This is a genomic window from Chromobacterium sp. CCUG 30098, assembly GCF_059916605.1.
Map to the genome: position 1 here is coordinate 16,598 of NZ_JAUCGS010000011.1, position 14,769 is coordinate 31,366.

The 14,769-nt window shown below is 64.2% G+C and carries 16 protein-coding genes; all 16 read right to left on the minus strand.

From position 1 onward, the window contains the following. Positions 1–40: 40 nt before the first annotated feature. The 16 genes from QUG03_RS20190 to rpsB all read right to left on the minus strand — a co-directional run bounded on the left by QUG03_RS20190 (position 41) and on the right by rpsB (position 14,729). Positions 41–532 (minus strand): DNA-deoxyinosine glycosylase, encoded by a 492-nt coding sequence (locus QUG03_RS20190; RefSeq protein ID WP_253315389.1) that lies wholly within the window; start codon positions 530–532, stop codon positions 41–43. Then, a complete protein-coding gene (gene rnhB / locus QUG03_RS20195) occupies positions 529–1,131 on the minus strand; it encodes a ribonuclease HII (protein ID WP_107799107.1) in 603 nt (200 codons plus the stop codon). Before rnhB ends, QUG03_RS20190 begins: the two co-directional genes overlap by 4 nt. Continuing rightward, positions 1,128–2,300, minus strand: a complete 1,173-nt coding sequence (gene lpxB, locus QUG03_RS20200; RefSeq protein WP_107799108.1) for a lipid-A-disaccharide synthase — start codon at positions 2,298–2,300, stop codon at positions 1,128–1,130. The genes rnhB and lpxB overlap by 4 nt, the downstream gene beginning before the upstream one ends. A 5-nt stretch (positions 2,301–2,305) precedes the next feature. After that, entirely contained in the window at positions 2,306–3,082 is a 777-nt protein-coding gene (lpxA, locus tag QUG03_RS20205; protein ID WP_235089212.1) for an acyl-ACP--UDP-N-acetylglucosamine O-acyltransferase, read from the minus strand. A gap of 2 nt (positions 3,083–3,084) precedes the next feature. Further along, entirely contained in the window at positions 3,085–3,537 is a 453-nt protein-coding gene (gene fabZ / locus QUG03_RS20210; protein ID WP_019100286.1) for a 3-hydroxyacyl-ACP dehydratase FabZ, read from the minus strand. Then, positions 3,530–4,594, minus strand: coding sequence for a UDP-3-O-(3-hydroxymyristoyl)glucosamine N-acyltransferase (gene lpxD, locus QUG03_RS20215; RefSeq protein ID WP_253315392.1), 1,065 nt, complete (start codon positions 4,592–4,594; stop codon positions 3,530–3,532). Before lpxD ends, fabZ begins: the two co-directional genes overlap by 8 nt. A 106-nt stretch (positions 4,595–4,700) precedes the next feature. After that, positions 4,701–5,186, minus strand: coding sequence for an OmpH/Skp family outer membrane protein (locus QUG03_RS20220; RefSeq protein ID WP_107799110.1), 486 nt, complete (start codon positions 5,184–5,186; stop codon positions 4,701–4,703). Positions 5,187–5,204: 18 nt separating this feature from the next. After that, the gene (bamA, locus tag QUG03_RS20225; RefSeq protein ID WP_107799111.1) at positions 5,205–7,493 is read right to left on the minus strand and encodes an outer membrane protein assembly factor BamA; all 2,289 of its coding nucleotides are present in this window, start codon (positions 7,491–7,493) and stop codon (positions 5,205–5,207) included. 9 nt (positions 7,494–7,502) lie between these two features. Beyond that, positions 7,503–8,846, minus strand: coding sequence for an RIP metalloprotease RseP (gene rseP / locus QUG03_RS20230; RefSeq protein WP_500820804.1), 1,344 nt, complete (start codon positions 8,844–8,846; stop codon positions 7,503–7,505). Next, positions 8,840–10,024 (minus strand): 1-deoxy-D-xylulose-5-phosphate reductoisomerase, encoded by a 1,185-nt coding sequence (ispC, locus tag QUG03_RS20235; RefSeq protein ID WP_500820805.1) that lies wholly within the window; start codon positions 10,022–10,024, stop codon positions 8,840–8,842. The genes rseP and ispC overlap by 7 nt, the downstream gene beginning before the upstream one ends. A gap of 15 nt (positions 10,025–10,039) precedes the next feature. After that, positions 10,040–10,846 carry a phosphatidate cytidylyltransferase gene (locus QUG03_RS20240; protein ID WP_107799114.1) on the minus strand — a complete coding sequence of 269 codons (807 nt, stop codon included), beginning with the start codon at positions 10,844–10,846 and terminating at the stop codon, positions 10,040–10,042. 3 nt (positions 10,847–10,849) lie between these two features. Beyond that, positions 10,850–11,539 carry a polyprenyl diphosphate synthase gene (gene uppS / locus QUG03_RS20245; RefSeq protein ID WP_233246784.1) on the minus strand — a complete coding sequence of 230 codons (690 nt, stop codon included), beginning with the start codon at positions 11,537–11,539 and terminating at the stop codon, positions 10,850–10,852. Positions 11,540–11,618: 79 nt separating this feature from the next. Then, a complete protein-coding gene (gene frr, locus QUG03_RS20250) occupies positions 11,619–12,176 on the minus strand; it encodes a ribosome recycling factor (protein ID WP_107799116.1) in 558 nt (185 codons plus the stop codon). A 76-nt stretch (positions 12,177–12,252) separates the two neighbouring features. Further along, positions 12,253–12,972: a UMP kinase gene (gene pyrH / locus QUG03_RS20255; protein WP_048412252.1), complete on the minus strand. Its 720-nt coding sequence runs from the start codon at positions 12,970–12,972 to the stop codon at positions 12,253–12,255. A 92-nt stretch (positions 12,973–13,064) separates the two neighbouring features. Then, complete coding sequence (tsf, locus tag QUG03_RS20260; protein ID WP_107799117.1) at positions 13,065–13,931, minus strand: translation elongation factor Ts; 867 nt, start codon at positions 13,929–13,931, stop codon at positions 13,065–13,067. Positions 13,932–14,000: 69 nt separating this feature from the next. Beyond that, positions 14,001–14,729, minus strand: coding sequence for a 30S ribosomal protein S2 (gene rpsB, locus QUG03_RS20265; RefSeq protein WP_107799118.1), 729 nt, complete (start codon positions 14,727–14,729; stop codon positions 14,001–14,003). Positions 14,730–14,769: the final 40 nt, after the last annotated feature.

The following is a 14,769-nucleotide window of genomic DNA, read 5'->3' on the forward strand; positions in this document are numbered from 1 at the left end:
TGGTTTCATCGCGACGGCCGACGCATTGTCCCGCCGTCAACTACAAATATCGTCCCAGTTGCCGCCAAACTTCAAGTTTTCTGTCAAAGGCCAGGGTATGCGCCGGGCTGGAAGAAGGCAAGGCCAGGATGTCCAGCCCCAGACCGTCCAGCTGTCCGGCCGCGCGCGCGGCGGTGGCGCCGTTGAAGGCGACCGCGCGCAACCGCGGCAGGCTTTGCGCCAATTCGCGCAGATCGTTGGCCTGCTGATCGCGGATGTCGGCGTCCAGGCTGCCGCGCCGCCGCGCGCTGGCGATCACGTCCCACAAGGCCACGCCGGCCTGTTGCAGCGCGTCCAGGCGTTCGGCGTAGGCCAGCTCGACCAGCGGCCGGCCGGTGATCGCCTGCAGCAGCGGCCAGAATTGATTGCGGGGATGAGCGTAGTACTGGCCGGCCTGCAAGGAGGCGTCGCCGGGCAAGGAGCCCAGCACCAAGACGCGGGCGTCCGGCCGCGCCACCGGCGGGAAACAGGATTTGGCGGCCGCGCCGCTCAAAACAGCTGTCCCTGCTGACGCAGCAGCCAGGCCTTGACCGGGCCGAAGCTCTTGCGATGCGCCGGCAAGGCGCCGTGCTGCTCCAGCGCGGCCAGGTGTTCGGCGGTGGGGTAGCCTTTGTGGCGGGCGAAGCCGTATTGCGGATGCAGAGCGTCCAGCGCCACCAGTTCGGCGTCGCGCGCGGTCTTGGCCAGGATGGAGGCGGCGGAGATGGCCGCCACCTTGGCGTCGCCCTTGACGATGGCTTCTCCCGGCACCGGCAGGCCCTTGGGCACGCGGTTGCCGTCGATCAGCGCGCGCGTCGCCTGAGGCTGCAGGCCTTGCACCGCCCGCGTCATCGCCAGCATGGTGGCGTGCAGAATGTTGAGCGTGTCGATTTCCTCGACGCTGGCGCTGGCGATGCACCAGGCCAGCGCGTCGCGCTTGATCAGCGGCGCCAGTTCATCGCGGCGGGCCTCGCTCAGCACCTTGGAATCGGCCAGGCCGGCGATGGGCTTGGCCGGGTCCAGAATCACCGCGGCGGCGAACACCGCGCCGGCCAGCGGACCGCGGCCGGCTTCGTCGACGCCGGCGATCCGCTCCAGATCCAGCCCGCTCATTGCCGCCCCGCCACTTGCAACACCGCGTCCGCTGCCAGCGCGGCGGTGTCCTGGCGCAGCGACTGATGCAGCTCGGTGAAGGTCTGCACCATCTCGCGGCGCGCATCCTGATCTTCGTACAGCCTTTGCATCTCCGCCGCCAGCTTGGCCGGCGTGGCCTGTTTCTGCAGCAGTTCCGGCACCACGAAGCGGCCGCACAGGATATTGGGCAGGCCGACGTAGGGCAGACGGATCTTGCGTTTGACCAGGCGGTAAGTCAGCGGGGACAGCTTGTAGCTGATCACCATCGGCTTCTTGGTCAGCGCCACTTCCAGCGTGGCGGTGCCGCTGGTGACCAGCACCGCGTCGCTGGCGATCATCGCCATCTGCGCGTGGCCGAACAGCTTGCGCAAGGGCAGATCCCAGCCCTTGCAGCGGCTCAACATGCGGTCGAACAGCTCCATGGTAGGGCGGGTGGCCAGCGGCACCAGGAACTGGGCGTCCGGATAGCTTTTCAGCAGCAGCTTGGCGGTTTCGATGTACAGCGGCGCCATGTGCTCCAGTTCGCCGATGCGGCTGCCCGGCATCAGGGTGAACACCGGCGCGCGCTGCGGCAGCCCCAGCTGCTCGCGCATCGCGCCCTGGTCCGGGCGCAGCGGAATCTCGCTGGCCAGCGGGTGGCCGACATAGGTGACCGGCACCCCGGCCTGACGGTATAAGGGCGGCTCCATCGGGAACAGGCACAGCATGTGGCTGACGCTGCGGCCTATCTTCTGCACCCGCTCCGGCCGCCAGGCCCAGACCGAGGGGCTGACGTAGTGAACGGTGGGAATGCCGGCGCGCTTGAGCGCGGCCTCCAGGTCCAGATTGAAGTCCGGCGCGTCGATGCCGATGAAAACGTCCGGCTTTTCCGCGATCAGGCGGTCGCGCAGAGTGCGGCGGATACGCAGCAGTTCCGGCAGGCGCTTGAGCACTTCGGCATAGCCCATCACCGCCAGCCGGCTTTGCGGCGCGTGGCTGACAAAACCTCTGGCCTCCATCCGCGGGCCGCCGATGCCGGCGAACTCGATGTCGGGATAGCGCGCCAGCAGCGCGTCCATCAGGTGGGCGGCAAGAAGGTCGCCAGAGGCTTCCCCAGCCACCATGGCGACCTTCAGTGCCCGCTTGCTTTTAAACAAAGTGTCGGGCATGGATCTCAGCGAATGATGCCTCTGGCGGACTGGCCAAAAAAGCGGGTGAACGGAGCCAGTTCATCGTGGCCGGCGGCGGCTTCCGCCAGGATGGCGGCCTTGGCGTCCTCGAAGGACAGGCCCTGACGGTACAGCGTCTTGTAGGCGCCCCGCACGCGGCGGATCTGCTCGGCGCTGAAGCCGCGGCGCTTCATGCCTTCGGCGTTGATGCCCGAGGGCACCGCGCGGTTGCCGTGGGCGGTGACGAAAGGCGGCACGTCCTGGGCCACGGCGCTGGCGAAGGCGGTCATCGCGTGCTCGCCGATGATGGCGAACTGGTGCACGCTGGTGAAGCCGCCCAGAATCACCCAGTCGCCCAGCTGCACATGGCCGGCCAGCGTGGCGTTGTTGGCCAGAATCACGTTATTGCCCACCTGGCAGTCATGTGCGACGTGCACATAGGCCATCACCCAGTTGTCGTTGCCGACGCGGGTCACGCCCGCGTCCTGGGCGGTGCCGGTGTTGAAGGTGCAGAATTCGCGAATGGTGTTGTTGTCGCCGATTTCCAGACGGGTCGGCTCGCCGGCGTACTTCTTGTCCTGCGGCTGGGCGCCCAGCGAACAGAACTGGAAGATGCGGTTGTTCTTGCCGATGGCGGTGTGGCCCTCGATCACCACGTGAGGGCCCACCCAGCTGCCGCTGCCGATGCTGACGTTGGGGCCGATAATGGTGTAAGGGCCGATTTCCACGTCGTCGGCGATCTGAGCCTTGGGGTCGACGATGGCGGTTGGATGGATGGCCATGATCACACCTCGCGCTTGGCGCACATGATTTCGGCTTCGCAAGCCAGTTGGCCATCCACCAGCGCGCGGGCGGAATACTTGCCGATGCCGCGCTTGCTGGTGATCAGTTCCACTTCGAAGGTCAGCTGGTCGCCCGGCACCACTTGGCGCTTGAAGCGGGCGTTGTCGATGCCGACGAAGAAATACAGCTCGTTCTCGGCGCGCTCGCCCTGGCTGCGGATGGCCAGGATGCCGGCGGCCTGGGCCATCGCCTCGATGATCAGCACGCCCGGCATCACCGGGTATTGCTCGAAGTGGCCGACGAAGAACGGCTCGTTGATGGTGACGTTCTTCAGCGCCTTGATGCGCTTGTTTTCCTCGAACTCGGTGACACGGTCCACCAGCAGGAAAGGATAGCGATGCGGCAGATAGCGCATGATCTCGCGGACATCGATGGTGACGGCGTGTTCAGACATTGGGGGATTCCTCCTGATTCTTCATTTCTTTGAGCTCGCGCTCGAGCTGCTTGAGCCGCTTGGCCATATCGTCCAGATGACGGACGTGCACGGCGTTGGCCAGCCACTCTTTCATAGGTTGCAAAGGGTAAGACGAGGCGTAGGTGCCCGGCGTCTTGATCGACTTCGACACCAGGGTGCCGCCGCCGATATGGGTTTTGTCCGTAATCTCGATGTGGCCGACAAACATCGCCGCGCCGCCCACGGTGCAATAAGCGCCGATCTTGGCGCTGCCGGCGATGCCGACGCAGCCGGCGATGGCGGAATGCTCGCCGATCTGCACGTTATGGGCGATCTGCACCAGATTATCCACCTTGGCGCCCTTGCGGATCACGGTGTCCGCCATCGCGCCGCGGTCCACCGTGGTGTTGGCGCCGATTTCCACGTCGTCCTCAATGATGACGCGGCCGGTTTGCGGAATTTTGAACCAGTGATCCTTATCCCAGGCCAGGCCGAAGCCGTCGGCGCCGATCACGCTGCCGGAGTGCACGCCCACGCGGTGGCCCAGCACGCAGCCGTGATAAAGCGTGACGTTGGGATACAAGACCACGTCGTCGCCCAGCACGCAGTCGTCGCCCACCACCACGCCCGGCATCAGCCGGCAGCGCTCGCCGATGACCGCGTTGCGGCCGATGCTGACGTGCTCGCGCACCTCCGCGCTGGCCGCCACCCGCGCGCCCTCGCCCAGCACCGCGCTGGGATGCACGCCGGCGCGGGCCAGCGGCTGCGGGTGGAATAGCGCGGCCAGCCGCGCGAAGTAGAGATAAGGGTCCGCGGCGACGATCCAGGAGCGCTGCTTCCAGACCTCGGTCTGCGCCAGCTCTTCCGCCATCTTGGGCGCGACGATCACCGCGCTGGCGCCGCTATCGTCCAGCTGCTTGCGATACTTGGGATTGGCCAGAAAGGCGATGTCGCCGGCCGCGGCCGCTTCCAGCGGCGCCAGGCGGCCCACCGTCAGGTCCGGGCCGGCCAGTTCGCCGCCCAGCTGCCCGGTAATGAATGAGAGGGTATAAGCCATCAAAAACGAAAGCCGACCTGGGGTCGGCTTGCTCCCGTAATGTGAGTTGGCGCGCGGCCATGGCCGCGCGCATTCGGAACGGCCCTTGCGCCGCCCCGCCCTGCCTTCAGCGGTCCAGTTCTTTCAGAACCTTGGGCGTCAGGTCGTACTTGGGGTTCACATACACCACGTCTTGCAGGATCAGGTCGTACTGCTCGCGCTCGGCCAGCTGCTTGAGCGCGCGATTGGCCCGCTCCTGCACCGAAGCGAACTCCTCGTTGCGGCGCTGATTGAAGTCTTCGGACAGCTCGCGGCCCTTGGCCCGGTAATCCCGGTCCAAGGCCGCGTATTCACGCTCGTAGCGCTTGCGGTCGTCGGAATTCAAGCTGCTCTTGGCCAGTTGGGACTCCAGCTCCTTGGCGCGCGCCTCCATCTTCTTCAGCTCGTTGCGCCGCTCGGAGAACTCCTTGTCCAGACGTTTCTGGATAGCGATCGCCGGCGCCGCTTCGCGATAGATGCGCTCGGTGTTGACATAGCCCATTTTGAGATCGGCCGCCTGGGCCGACATGGCGGCCATGGATAAGAGCACGGCCGCCCATTGCAATGCTTTCATATAACAACCCCGTCAATTTTAGAACACGGTACCCAGCTGGAATTGGAAGCGCTGGACTTTGTCGTTGTCCTTCTTCTTCAGCGGATTGGCGATACTGAATTTCATCGGTCCGATCGGAGACAGCCAGGTCAACGCCACGCCTGCGGAGTAGCGCATGCCGTCGCCGGCGGAACTGCCGGCCACCGACGGATCCCACAAGGTGCCGGCGTCGAAGAACAGGCTGGTGCGCACCGACTTATTGTCCTTCATTCCCGGGAAGGGGAACAGCACTTCAGCGTTGGCCACCGCCTTGCGGGTACCGCCCAGGTAGTCGCCGTTGGTGTCGCGCGGGCCGATACTGCTGGTGTCGTAACCGCGCACCGAGCCCAGACCGCCCATGTAGAAGTTCTGGAAGAACGGCAGACGCGAAGTCTTGCCGTAGCCGTCGGCATAGCCCAGCTCGCCGTTCAGCATCAGCGTGAAGGTCTTGGTCAGCGGGAAGAACCAGGTCTGCTGATGGGTCAGGCGGTAGTACTGCAGATCGCCGCCCGGCAGGCCGGCGTCCGCGCCCACCTTGATCACCGCGCCGCGCGTCGGCCACAGCGCGCTGTCGCGGGTGTCGCGGCCCCAGCTGATGGTGCCCAGCAGCGTGTTGTTGCTGGCGCCGTACTGGTTGACGAAGTCCTTGTAACGCTGCGGACTGTTGTCGTAGGTGCTGATCTTGGTGTTTTCCGCGCCGATGCTGAAGTTGATGCGGTCGTACTCGGTCACCGGCACCCCGAAGCGCACCGCGCCGCCGATGGTGCTGGTCTTGTACGCGGAAATATTGGTGGCGTCCGGGTTGTAGACGCGGTTGTACAGGTCGTAGCCCAGGCTGACGCCGTCCGGCGTGAAGTACGGATCGGTGAAGGACAGCGACAGGTTCTTGTTCACCTTACCGGTGGACAGGCCCAGCGACATATACTTGCCGGAGCCGAAAATATTGCTCTGCGACAGGTTGGCGGACAATTGCACGCCCTCGCCCTGCACGAAGCCGATGCCGGCGGACACGCTGCCCGTGGAGCGTTCCTTCAGGCTGATGTTCATATCCACCTGGTCGGCGGCGTCCGGCACCGCCGGGGTTTCGATGTTGACGTCCTCGAAATAACCCAGCAGCTCCACGCGCTCCTTGCTGCGCTTGATCTTGTCGGCGCCGTAAGGCGCGCCTTCCAGCTGGCGCAGTTCGCGGCGGATCACTTCGTCACGGGTCTTGGTGTTGCCGGCGATGTTGACGCGGCGCACATAGGTCTTGCGGCCCGGATCCACGAAGAAGGTGAAGGCCACGGTCTGTTTGTCGTGGTCGATGTCGGGCAGCACGTTGACGTTGGCGAAGGCGTAGCCGGCCTGGCCCAGGCGGTCGCTCAGCGACTTCACCGACTCGGTGATTCTTTCATTGTTGAAAGTGTCCCCGGCCTTGGCCTGGATCAGCTTGCGCAGATCGGCTTCCGGCACTTTGAGGTCGCCGGCCAGCTTGATGTCGGAGATGGTGAATTTCTTGCCTTCGTGAATATTCACCGTCAGGAACATATCCTGCTTGTCGGCGCTGATCGACACCTGGGTAGAGTCGATGTTGAATTCCAGATAGCCCTGGTTCTGATAGAAGGCCTTGAGCTTTTCCAGATCGCCGGTCAGTTTCTGCTTGGAGTACTGGTCGTCCTTGGTCACCCAGGACAGCCAGCCGCCGGTGGTCAGGCTGAACTGGTCCACCAGGTCGGACTGCTTGAAGGCGCTGGCGCCGACGATGCGGATTTCCTTGATGCGCGCGGTCACGCCCTCGTTGATGTCCAGCGTCACCGCCACGCGGTTGCGTTCCAGCTTGGTCACCGACGGGGTCACTTCCACCGAGTACTTGCCGCGGCTGTAATACTGGCGCTTGAGTTCCTGCACCGCGCCGTCCAGCAGCGCCTGATCGAAGATCAGCGATTCGGCGAAGCCGTTGTCCTTCAAGGCCTTTTTCAGCTGGTCCTTGCTGAACTCCTTGGCGCCGTTGATGTTGAGCTGGCTGACCACCGGGCGCTCGGCCACGGCCACGATCACCACGCTGTCGCGCGATTCGATGCGCACATCGTTGAAGAAGCCGGTGGCGAACAGGGCCTTGATCGCCTCGTTGGCCTTCTGGTCATTGAAGGTGTCGCCCACCTTGACCGGCAGATAGTTGAATACGGTGCCGGGCTCGGTGCGCTGCAAGCCTTCAACGCGAATGTCTTTGATGACAAAAGGATCAGCAGCCCAGGCCATGGAGGCCGAAGTCAGGCCCAGTACGGCTGCTGCAAGCAATTTCAATTTCATAGATCGGTTTTAACCCCCAAATAGGCGGCTGAAATCATTCAGCAAAGCGAACGCCATCAAAGACGCCAGCAAGATGAAGCCAATTTTTTGTCCGAACAATTGCGCCCGCTCACTGACGGGGCGGCCTCTGATCAACTCCGCGACATAATACATTAAGTGCCCGCCATCCAGAACTGGAATCGGCAGCAGATTCAGCACGCCTATGCTGATGCTGATCAGCGCCAGGAACTCCAGATAAGGCGTCAGGCCCTCGCGCGCGGTCTGGCCGGCGACGTTGGCGATGGTCAGCGGGCCGGACAGATTATCCAGCGAGGCCTGGCCCATCAACATGCGTCCCATGAACTTGACGCTCATCCAGCTGGTGTCCCAGGTCTTGGCCAAGGCGGCCAAACCCGCCTGCACCGCGGAATAGTGTTCGGTGTACAGCAACTGACGACCCCAGCCGGCGTCCGGCTGCGGCGCGGCGCCGATGCGCCCCACCACTTCGCCGTCCTGCTGGTGCGCCTGCGGCCGCACTTTGATGTTCAGCGTCTCCGCGCCGCGCTGGACTTTCACGTCCAGATCGCGCCCCGGGCTGTTGCGCACCTGCGCCACCCAGCCTTCCCAACTGTTCAGCGCCTGGCCGTTGAGCGCCAGCAGCTTGTCGCCCGGCTTGAGGCCGGCGCTTTGCGCGGCGCCGCCCTCCTCCAGCGCGCCTATCACCGGCAGGAAACGCCCCGGCGTCAGGCCGGTGTTGCCCTGTTGCATCGCGGTCACCGCCTTGTCGCCGAAGCGGGCAGGGTCGATGCGGCGATCGGCCTTGGCCCCGGCCGCGGTTTCCACTTGCACCACAGTGGCATCCGGCGACATCGCCGCCTCCACCAGGGCGAGACGGATCTGCTGCCAGTTGGCCACCGGCTGGCCGGCCACGCTCAGGATGCGGTCGCCGGGCGCGAAGCCGGCCGCCGCGGCCGGCGTCTGCGCCACCACGGTGCCGACCAGAGGCTTGACCTGGGTCACGCCCTGGCCCATCACCACCCAGTACAGCAGCACCGCCAGCAAGAGATTGGCCAGCGGGCCGGCGGCGACGATGGCGATGCGCTTCAACACATGCTGATTATTGAAGGCCTGCGGGCGCAGTTCTTCCGTCACCGGGCCTTCGCGCTCGTCCAGCATGCGCACATAGCCGCCCAGCGGAATCGGACAGATCACCCACTCGGTGCCCTTGCGCCAGTAAGTCCACAGCGGCTTGCCGAAGCCGATGGAAAACCGCAGCACCTTAACGCCGCACCAGCGGGCCACCCAGTAGTGGCCCAGTTCGTGGAAGGTCACCAGCACGCCGATGGCCACCAGGAAGGCGAGCAGGGTCAGCATGCGGCCACCCGCTGCAGCGCGAAGGCGCGCGCTTCCTCATCCTTGGCCAGCAAGGCCTCGACCGAGCCGCTGCCCGCCAGGCTGACACCGTCCAGCGCGGCGGACACCACGGCGGGGATGTCGACGAAACGCAGCCGCCCATGCAGGAAGGCGTCCACCGCCACCTCGTTGGCCGCGTTCAGCACCGCCGGCGCGTCGCCGCCCAGGCGCAGCACGTCGAAAGCCAGCTTCAGACAGGGGAAGCGCTCCAGGTCCGGCGCCTCGAAAGTGAGGTTGGACAGCGAGAAAAAGTCCAGCGAACCCACGCCCGCCTCGATGCGCTCCGGCCAGGCCAGCGCGCAGGCGATGGGCGTGCGCATGTCCGGCGAACCCAGCTGGGCCATCACCGAGCCATCGCGATACTGCACCATGGAATGAATCACGCTTTGCGGATGCACCACCACGTCGATGCGCTCCGGCGGCGCGGAGAACAGCCAGTGCGCCTCGATCACCTCCAGGCCCTTGTTCATCAGCGAGGCGGAATCGACGGAAATCTTGCGCCCCATCACCCAATTGGGGTGGCGGCAGGCGTCGTCCGGAGTCACGCGCAGCAAGTCTTCGGCCGAGGACTGACGGAAGGGGCCGCCGGAAGCGGTGAGAATGATTTTGCGGATGCCGGCGGCGTCCAGATTGCCGGCGTAGTCGTGGGGCAGCGATTGAAAGATGGCGCTGTGCTCGCTGTCCACCGGCAGCAGGGTCGCGCCGTGGCGGCGCGCCGCGTCCATGAACAGACGGCCGGCCACCACCAGGGATTCCTTGTTGGCCAGCAAGATGCGCTTGCCGGCGCGCGCCGCCGCCATGGCGGACGGCAGACCGGCGGCGCCTACGATGGCGGCCATCACCACCTCGGCCTCCGGCAACGCCGCCACCTGGACCAGCGCGGCCGGGCCGTGCAGCACCTCGGCGTTCACCCCCGCCTCGGCCAGCCGGACGCGCAGAGCGTCGGCGGACGCGGCGTCGCCGGTCACCACGTAGGCAGGCCGGAATTGCAAAGCCTGTTGGAACAGGCGATCCACCTGGCGGTTGCCGGTCAGCGCCACCACCCGGTAATGCTCGGGGTGGCGCGCCACCACGTCCAGCGTATTGACGCCCACGCTGCCGGTGGCGCCGAGAACGACAATCCCTTGCGGTTTCGTCATTTGAGTTTCCTGCGGTTACATGCCGCCCAGAACGCGCAGCGCGTTGCTGACGGCGAGGACGGCGATAAGACTGTCGATGCGGTCGTACACGCCGCCGTGGCCGGGCAGCAAGCGGCTGCTGTCCTTGATGCCCGACGCGCGCTTGAACCAGGATTCCAGCAGATCGCCCATCACGCTGACCGCGGTCAGCGGCAAGGCCAGCAACAGCAGCGCCCACACCGGCAAGCCGGTGTCTATCCAGCCCAGATGGTCCACCAGCGCCACGTACAGCGCCACGCAGATCACGCCGCCGTAGACGCCCTCCCAGCTCTTGCCCGGGCTGATGGACGGCGCCAGCTTGCGCCGGCCGAAAGCCTTGCCGGAAAAGTAGGCGGCGATGTCCGCCACCCACACCAGGCCCATCACCGCCAGCAGGGCGAAGGCGTCCGCCGCGCCAGGCTGCGGCCGCCATTCCAGGAAGGCGAACCAGGCCGGCAGCATCAGCAGCCAACCCAGCAGCCAGGCCAACGGGCCCGGGGGAATGCGCCAGCGCTTGGCCAGCCAGCACGGCACCAGCAGCAGCCAGAAACCCAGCGTCAGAACGTGCTCAAGCGGGCCCAGCCGGTAATGGCCGAACCAGGCGGCCGCGGCCAGGCCGCTGCTCGCCGCCAGATACAGCCATTTGCCGGCGCCGGTCATGCCGGCCATCCGGCTGAACTCCCACATGGCCAAAACGACGATCAGCCAGGAGAAGCCCGCCCAGGCCTCGGCCGGGAACAGAAACAGCGCCGCCAACATCAGGGGCAGCAAGACCAGAGCCGTCAGAACGCGTGTCAGCAGCATGGCTTAGCGCCCGTCCCGACGCAGATGCTCGGGCAGTTGCTCGCTGGTGCGTCCGAAGCGGCGCTCGCGGCATTGGTAAGAATCAATGGCGGTTTCCAGCGCCGCGCGGTCGAAGTCCGGCCACAGCGTCTCGGTGAAGTAGAGCTCGGAATAAGCCAGCTGCCACAGCAGAAAGTTGCTGATGCGCTGTTCGCCGCCGGTGCGGATGAACAAATCCGGCTCCGGCGCCCACGGCATCGACAGGCGCTGGCTCAGCGCCTCCTCCTCGATATGGGTGGCGCCCTCGGCGATCAGGCCGTTGACCGCGTTGAGGATGTCCCAGCGGCCGCCGTAGTCGGCGGCGATGTTCAAGGCCAGACCGTCGTTGCCAGCGGTCTTTTCCTCGGCGCGCAGGATGCGCTCCTGCAAGTCCGCGCTGAAACGCTCGCGCGAACCCAATACCCGCAAGCGGATATTATTGCTGTGCAGCTTGCTGACCTCGTGTTCCAGCGCGCGGATGAACAGGTCCATCAGAAAGGACACTTCCTCCTGCGGACGCCGCCAGTTCTCGGTGGAGAAGGCGAACAGGGTCAGGCATTCGACGCCCAGTTCCTTGCAGGCTCCGACGATCTCGCGCACGGTGTCCAGGCCCCGCTTGTGGCCGGCCACCCGCGGCAGAAAACGCTTTTTGGCCCAGCGGCCGTTGCCATCCATGATGATGGCGATATGCCGAGGCACGGAACGCACCTCCGGCACATCCTTGGTAGAGCTTGCAAACAAGGTACGGCGCTCCTTAGACGGCCATCAGGTCGGCTTCCTTGGCGGCCAGGGCCTTGTCGATTTCGACGGTGTACTTGTCGGTCAGCTTCTGGATCTCATCCTGGCCGCGACGCTCGTCGTCCTCGGTAATGGCCTTGTCTTTAAGCAGGTTCTTGAATTCGTTGTTGGCGTCGCGGCGGATATTGCGCACGGCCACGCGCGCGCCCTCGGCCTCGCCGCGCACGACCTTGATCAGATCCTTGCGGCGCTCTTCGGTCAGCATCGGCATCGGCACGCGGATGATCTCGCCCATGGAAGCCGGGTTCAGGCCCAGGTCGGAGTCGCGGATCGCTTTTTCGATCTTGGCCAGCATCGGCTTTTCCCAGGGTTGCACGCCGATAGTGCGCGCGTCCACCAAGGTCACGTTGGCCACCTGGCTGATGGGCACGTCGCTGCCATAGTAGTCCACCATGACATGATCAAGAATGCCGGTATGGGCGCGACCGGTGCGCACCTTGCTCAGGTCGGTCTTGAACGCGTCCAGCGACTTCTGCATTTTCTGCTCGGCCGATTTCTTGATGTCGTTAATCATGTCCACTCCAAATCGAAACTTAAAAAGACAAGGCGAAAACGGCCATTGCCGCTTTCGCCTTCAGCAATTTTCAAACTCAGCAGTGTACCAGCGTGCCTTCGTCTTCGCCAAGCACGACCCGGGTCAGCGCGCCGCTCTTGAAGATGCTGAACACCTTGATGTTCAGGTTCTGGTCGCGGCACAGCGCGAAGGCGGTGGCGTCCATCACCTTCAGGTTGCGCGAGATCGCCTCGTCGAAGGTCAGGGTCTGGTAACGTATCGCGTCCGGGTTCTTTTTCGGATCGTCGGTGTACACTCCGTCCACCTTGGTGGCTTTCAGCATGATGTCCACGTTCATTTCCATGCCGCGCAGCGCCGCGGCGGTGTCCGTGGTGAAGAAGGGGTTGCCGGTGCCGGCGGCGAAGATCACCACCTTGCCCTCTTCCAGGTATTGCATCGCCTTGCCGCGCACATAGGGCTCGGCGATCTGCTGCATGGTCAGCGCCGACTGCACGCGCGCGATCAACCCAGCCTTGGTCATCGCGTCCTTCAACGCCAGCGCGTTCATCACCGTGGCCATCATGCCCATGTAGTCCGCGGTGGCGCGATCCATGCCCGCGGCCGCCGGCGCAACGCCGCGGAAGATGTTGCCGCCGCCGATCACCACGCCCACTTCCACGCCAAGCTCCACGACTTCCTTGATCTGACCGACGATCTGCTCGATCGTGGCACGGTTGATGCCATAGCTGTCATCGCCCATCAGGGCCTCGCCTGAAAGTTTCAGCAGGATGCGTTTATAGGCAGGAACTTGGCTCATGGTAACCTCGGTTTGGCTGGATATTCGGTTTTCAGTTTGCAAAACGGCACCCTGCAGGCAGGGTGCCGTCAATACGTCTCGCGACTGGGCGCTTACAGCTTGGCGGCTGCAGCCACTTCAGCGGCGTAGTCTACTACTTTCTTCTCAATGCCTTCGCCCACTACGAACATGGCGAACGCCTTGACCGAGGCTTTCTTCTCGGCCAACAGTTTTTCCACGGTCTGGTCCGGGTTCTTGACGAAGGGTTGGCCCATCAGGGTCACTTCGGCCAGGAACTTGTTGACGCGGCCTTCAACCATCTTGGCGACGATGTCGGCCGGCTTGCCGGATTCGGCGGCCTGAGCGGTGTAGATCTTGCGCTCTTGTTCCAGGATGTCGGCGGAAACCTGATCCTTGGACACGCAGATCGGCTTGGAAGCGGCGATGTGCATGGCCACGTCCTTGCCCACTTGCTCTTCGCCGGCGAAGTCGACGATCACGCCGATCTTGGCGCCGTGCAGGTAGGTGGCGATCGCGCCTTCGGTCTGGTAGCGAACGAAACGACGGATGGTCATGTTCTCGCCCAGCTTGGCGATGGCGGCCTTGCGGATGTCTTCAACGGACTGGCCGTCGATTTCCACGGCGGACAGCGCTTCCACGTCGGCCGGGTTGGCTACGACCACAGCCTTGGCGGCGGCGGCGGCCAGGGCCAGGAAGGTCGGGTCCTTGGCAACGAAGTCGGTTTCACAGTTGACTTCCACCAGGGCGCCAACGCCGCCCTCAACGAAGGAACCGATGATGCCTTCGGCAGCCACGCGGCCAGCCATCTTGGAAGCCTTGTTGCCGGACTTGATGCGCAGAATCTCTTCAGCCTTGGCGGCGTCGCCTTCGGCTTCCACCAGGGCTTTCTTGCATTCCATCATGCCGAGGCCGGTGGCCGCGCGCAGATCCGAAACCATTTTTGCGGTAATGTCCGCCATACTTCGTACTCCTGAATGATTTTGATTACGTGGGTCTAAAAAAAGGGGCTTACGCCCCTTTTCGTCTGCTTACTCGGCTTGAGCCGATTCAGCAGCCACGATCTCGTGCAGAGACTGGGCGCGGCCTTCCAGCACCGCGTCGGCCATGCCGCGAGCGTACAGGCGGATGGCGCGGCTGGAGTCGTCGTTGCCCGGGATCACGTAATCGATGCCGTCCGGGGTGTTGTTGGTGTCAACAACGCCGATAACCGGGATACCCAGTTTCTTGGCTTCCACGATGGTGCCCTTCTGGTAACCAGTGTCGATAACGAAGATGGCGTCCGGCAGGCCCTTCATATCCTTGATGCCGCCCAGCGAACGCTCCAGCTTGTCGACTTCGCGTTGCAGGTCCAGCAGTTCTTTCTTGTTGTAACCGGTATCGCCAGCGGATTCCAGAATGGCGCGCTTCTCTTCAAGACGCTTGATCGACTGCTTCACGGTCTTGTAGTTGGTCAGCATGCCGCCCAGCCAGCGGTGGTCAACAAACGGCATGCCGCAACGGGCAGCTTCTTCACGTACGATCTCACGAGCCTGACGCTTGGTGCCCACGAACATGATGGAACCTTTGTTGGCGGCCAGACGACGCACATAGTCCTGGGCTTCTACGAACAGCGGCAGAGTCTTTTCCAGGTTGATGATGTGAATCTTGTTGCGGCTGCCGAAGATGTACTTGGCCATCTTCGGGTTCCAGAAGCGGGTTTGGTGGCCGAAGTGAACGCCGGCCTCAAGCATTTGACGCATGGTAACGTTGGTGGACATGCAAAAACTCCTTAAAGGGTTAAGCCTCCATCCGCGCAGA

Coding starts and splice junctions, on each gene's coding strand:
- rnhB (WP_107799107.1), bottom strand. CDS start 1,131: ATGAGCGGGCTGGATCTGGAGCGGATCGCCGGCGTCGACGAAGCCGGC.
- pyrH (WP_048412252.1), bottom strand. CDS start 12,972: ATGAGCCAAGTTCCTGCCTATAAACGCATCCTGCTGAAACTTTCAGGC.
- lpxD (WP_253315392.1), bottom strand. CDS start 4,594: ATGGCTTATACCCTCTCATTCATTACCGGGCAGCTGGGCGGCGAACTG.
- frr (WP_107799116.1), bottom strand. CDS start 12,176: ATGATTAACGACATCAAGAAATCGGCCGAGCAGAAAATGCAGAAGTCG.
- lpxA (WP_235089212.1), bottom strand. CDS start 3,082: ATGGCCATCCATCCAACCGCCATCGTCGACCCCAAGGCTCAGATCGCC.
- rpsB (WP_107799118.1), bottom strand. CDS start 14,729: ATGTCCACCAACGTTACCATGCGTCAAATGCTTGAGGCCGGCGTTCAC.
- QUG03_RS20240 (WP_107799114.1), bottom strand. CDS start 10,846: ATGCTGCTGACACGCGTTCTGACGGCTCTGGTCTTGCTGCCCCTGATG.
- lpxB (WP_107799108.1), bottom strand. CDS start 2,300: ATGCCCGACACTTTGTTTAAAAGCAAGCGGGCACTGAAGGTCGCCATG.
- uppS (WP_233246784.1), bottom strand. CDS start 11,539: ATGGATGGCAACGGCCGCTGGGCCAAAAAGCGTTTTCTGCCGCGGGTG.
- rseP (WP_500820804.1), bottom strand. CDS start 8,846: ATGCTGACCCTGCTCGCCTTCCTGGTGGCCATCGGCGTGCTGGTGACC.
- bamA (WP_107799111.1), bottom strand. CDS start 7,493: ATGAAATTGAAATTGCTTGCAGCAGCCGTACTGGGCCTGACTTCGGCC.
- QUG03_RS20220 (WP_107799110.1), bottom strand. CDS start 5,186: ATGAAAGCATTGCAATGGGCGGCCGTGCTCTTATCCATGGCCGCCATG.
- tsf (WP_107799117.1), bottom strand. CDS start 13,931: ATGGCGGACATTACCGCAAAAATGGTTTCGGATCTGCGCGCGGCCACC.
- fabZ (WP_019100286.1), bottom strand. CDS start 3,537: ATGTCTGAACACGCCGTCACCATCGATGTCCGCGAGATCATGCGCTAT.
- ispC (WP_500820805.1), bottom strand. CDS start 10,024: ATGACGAAACCGCAAGGGATTGTCGTTCTCGGCGCCACCGGCAGCGTG.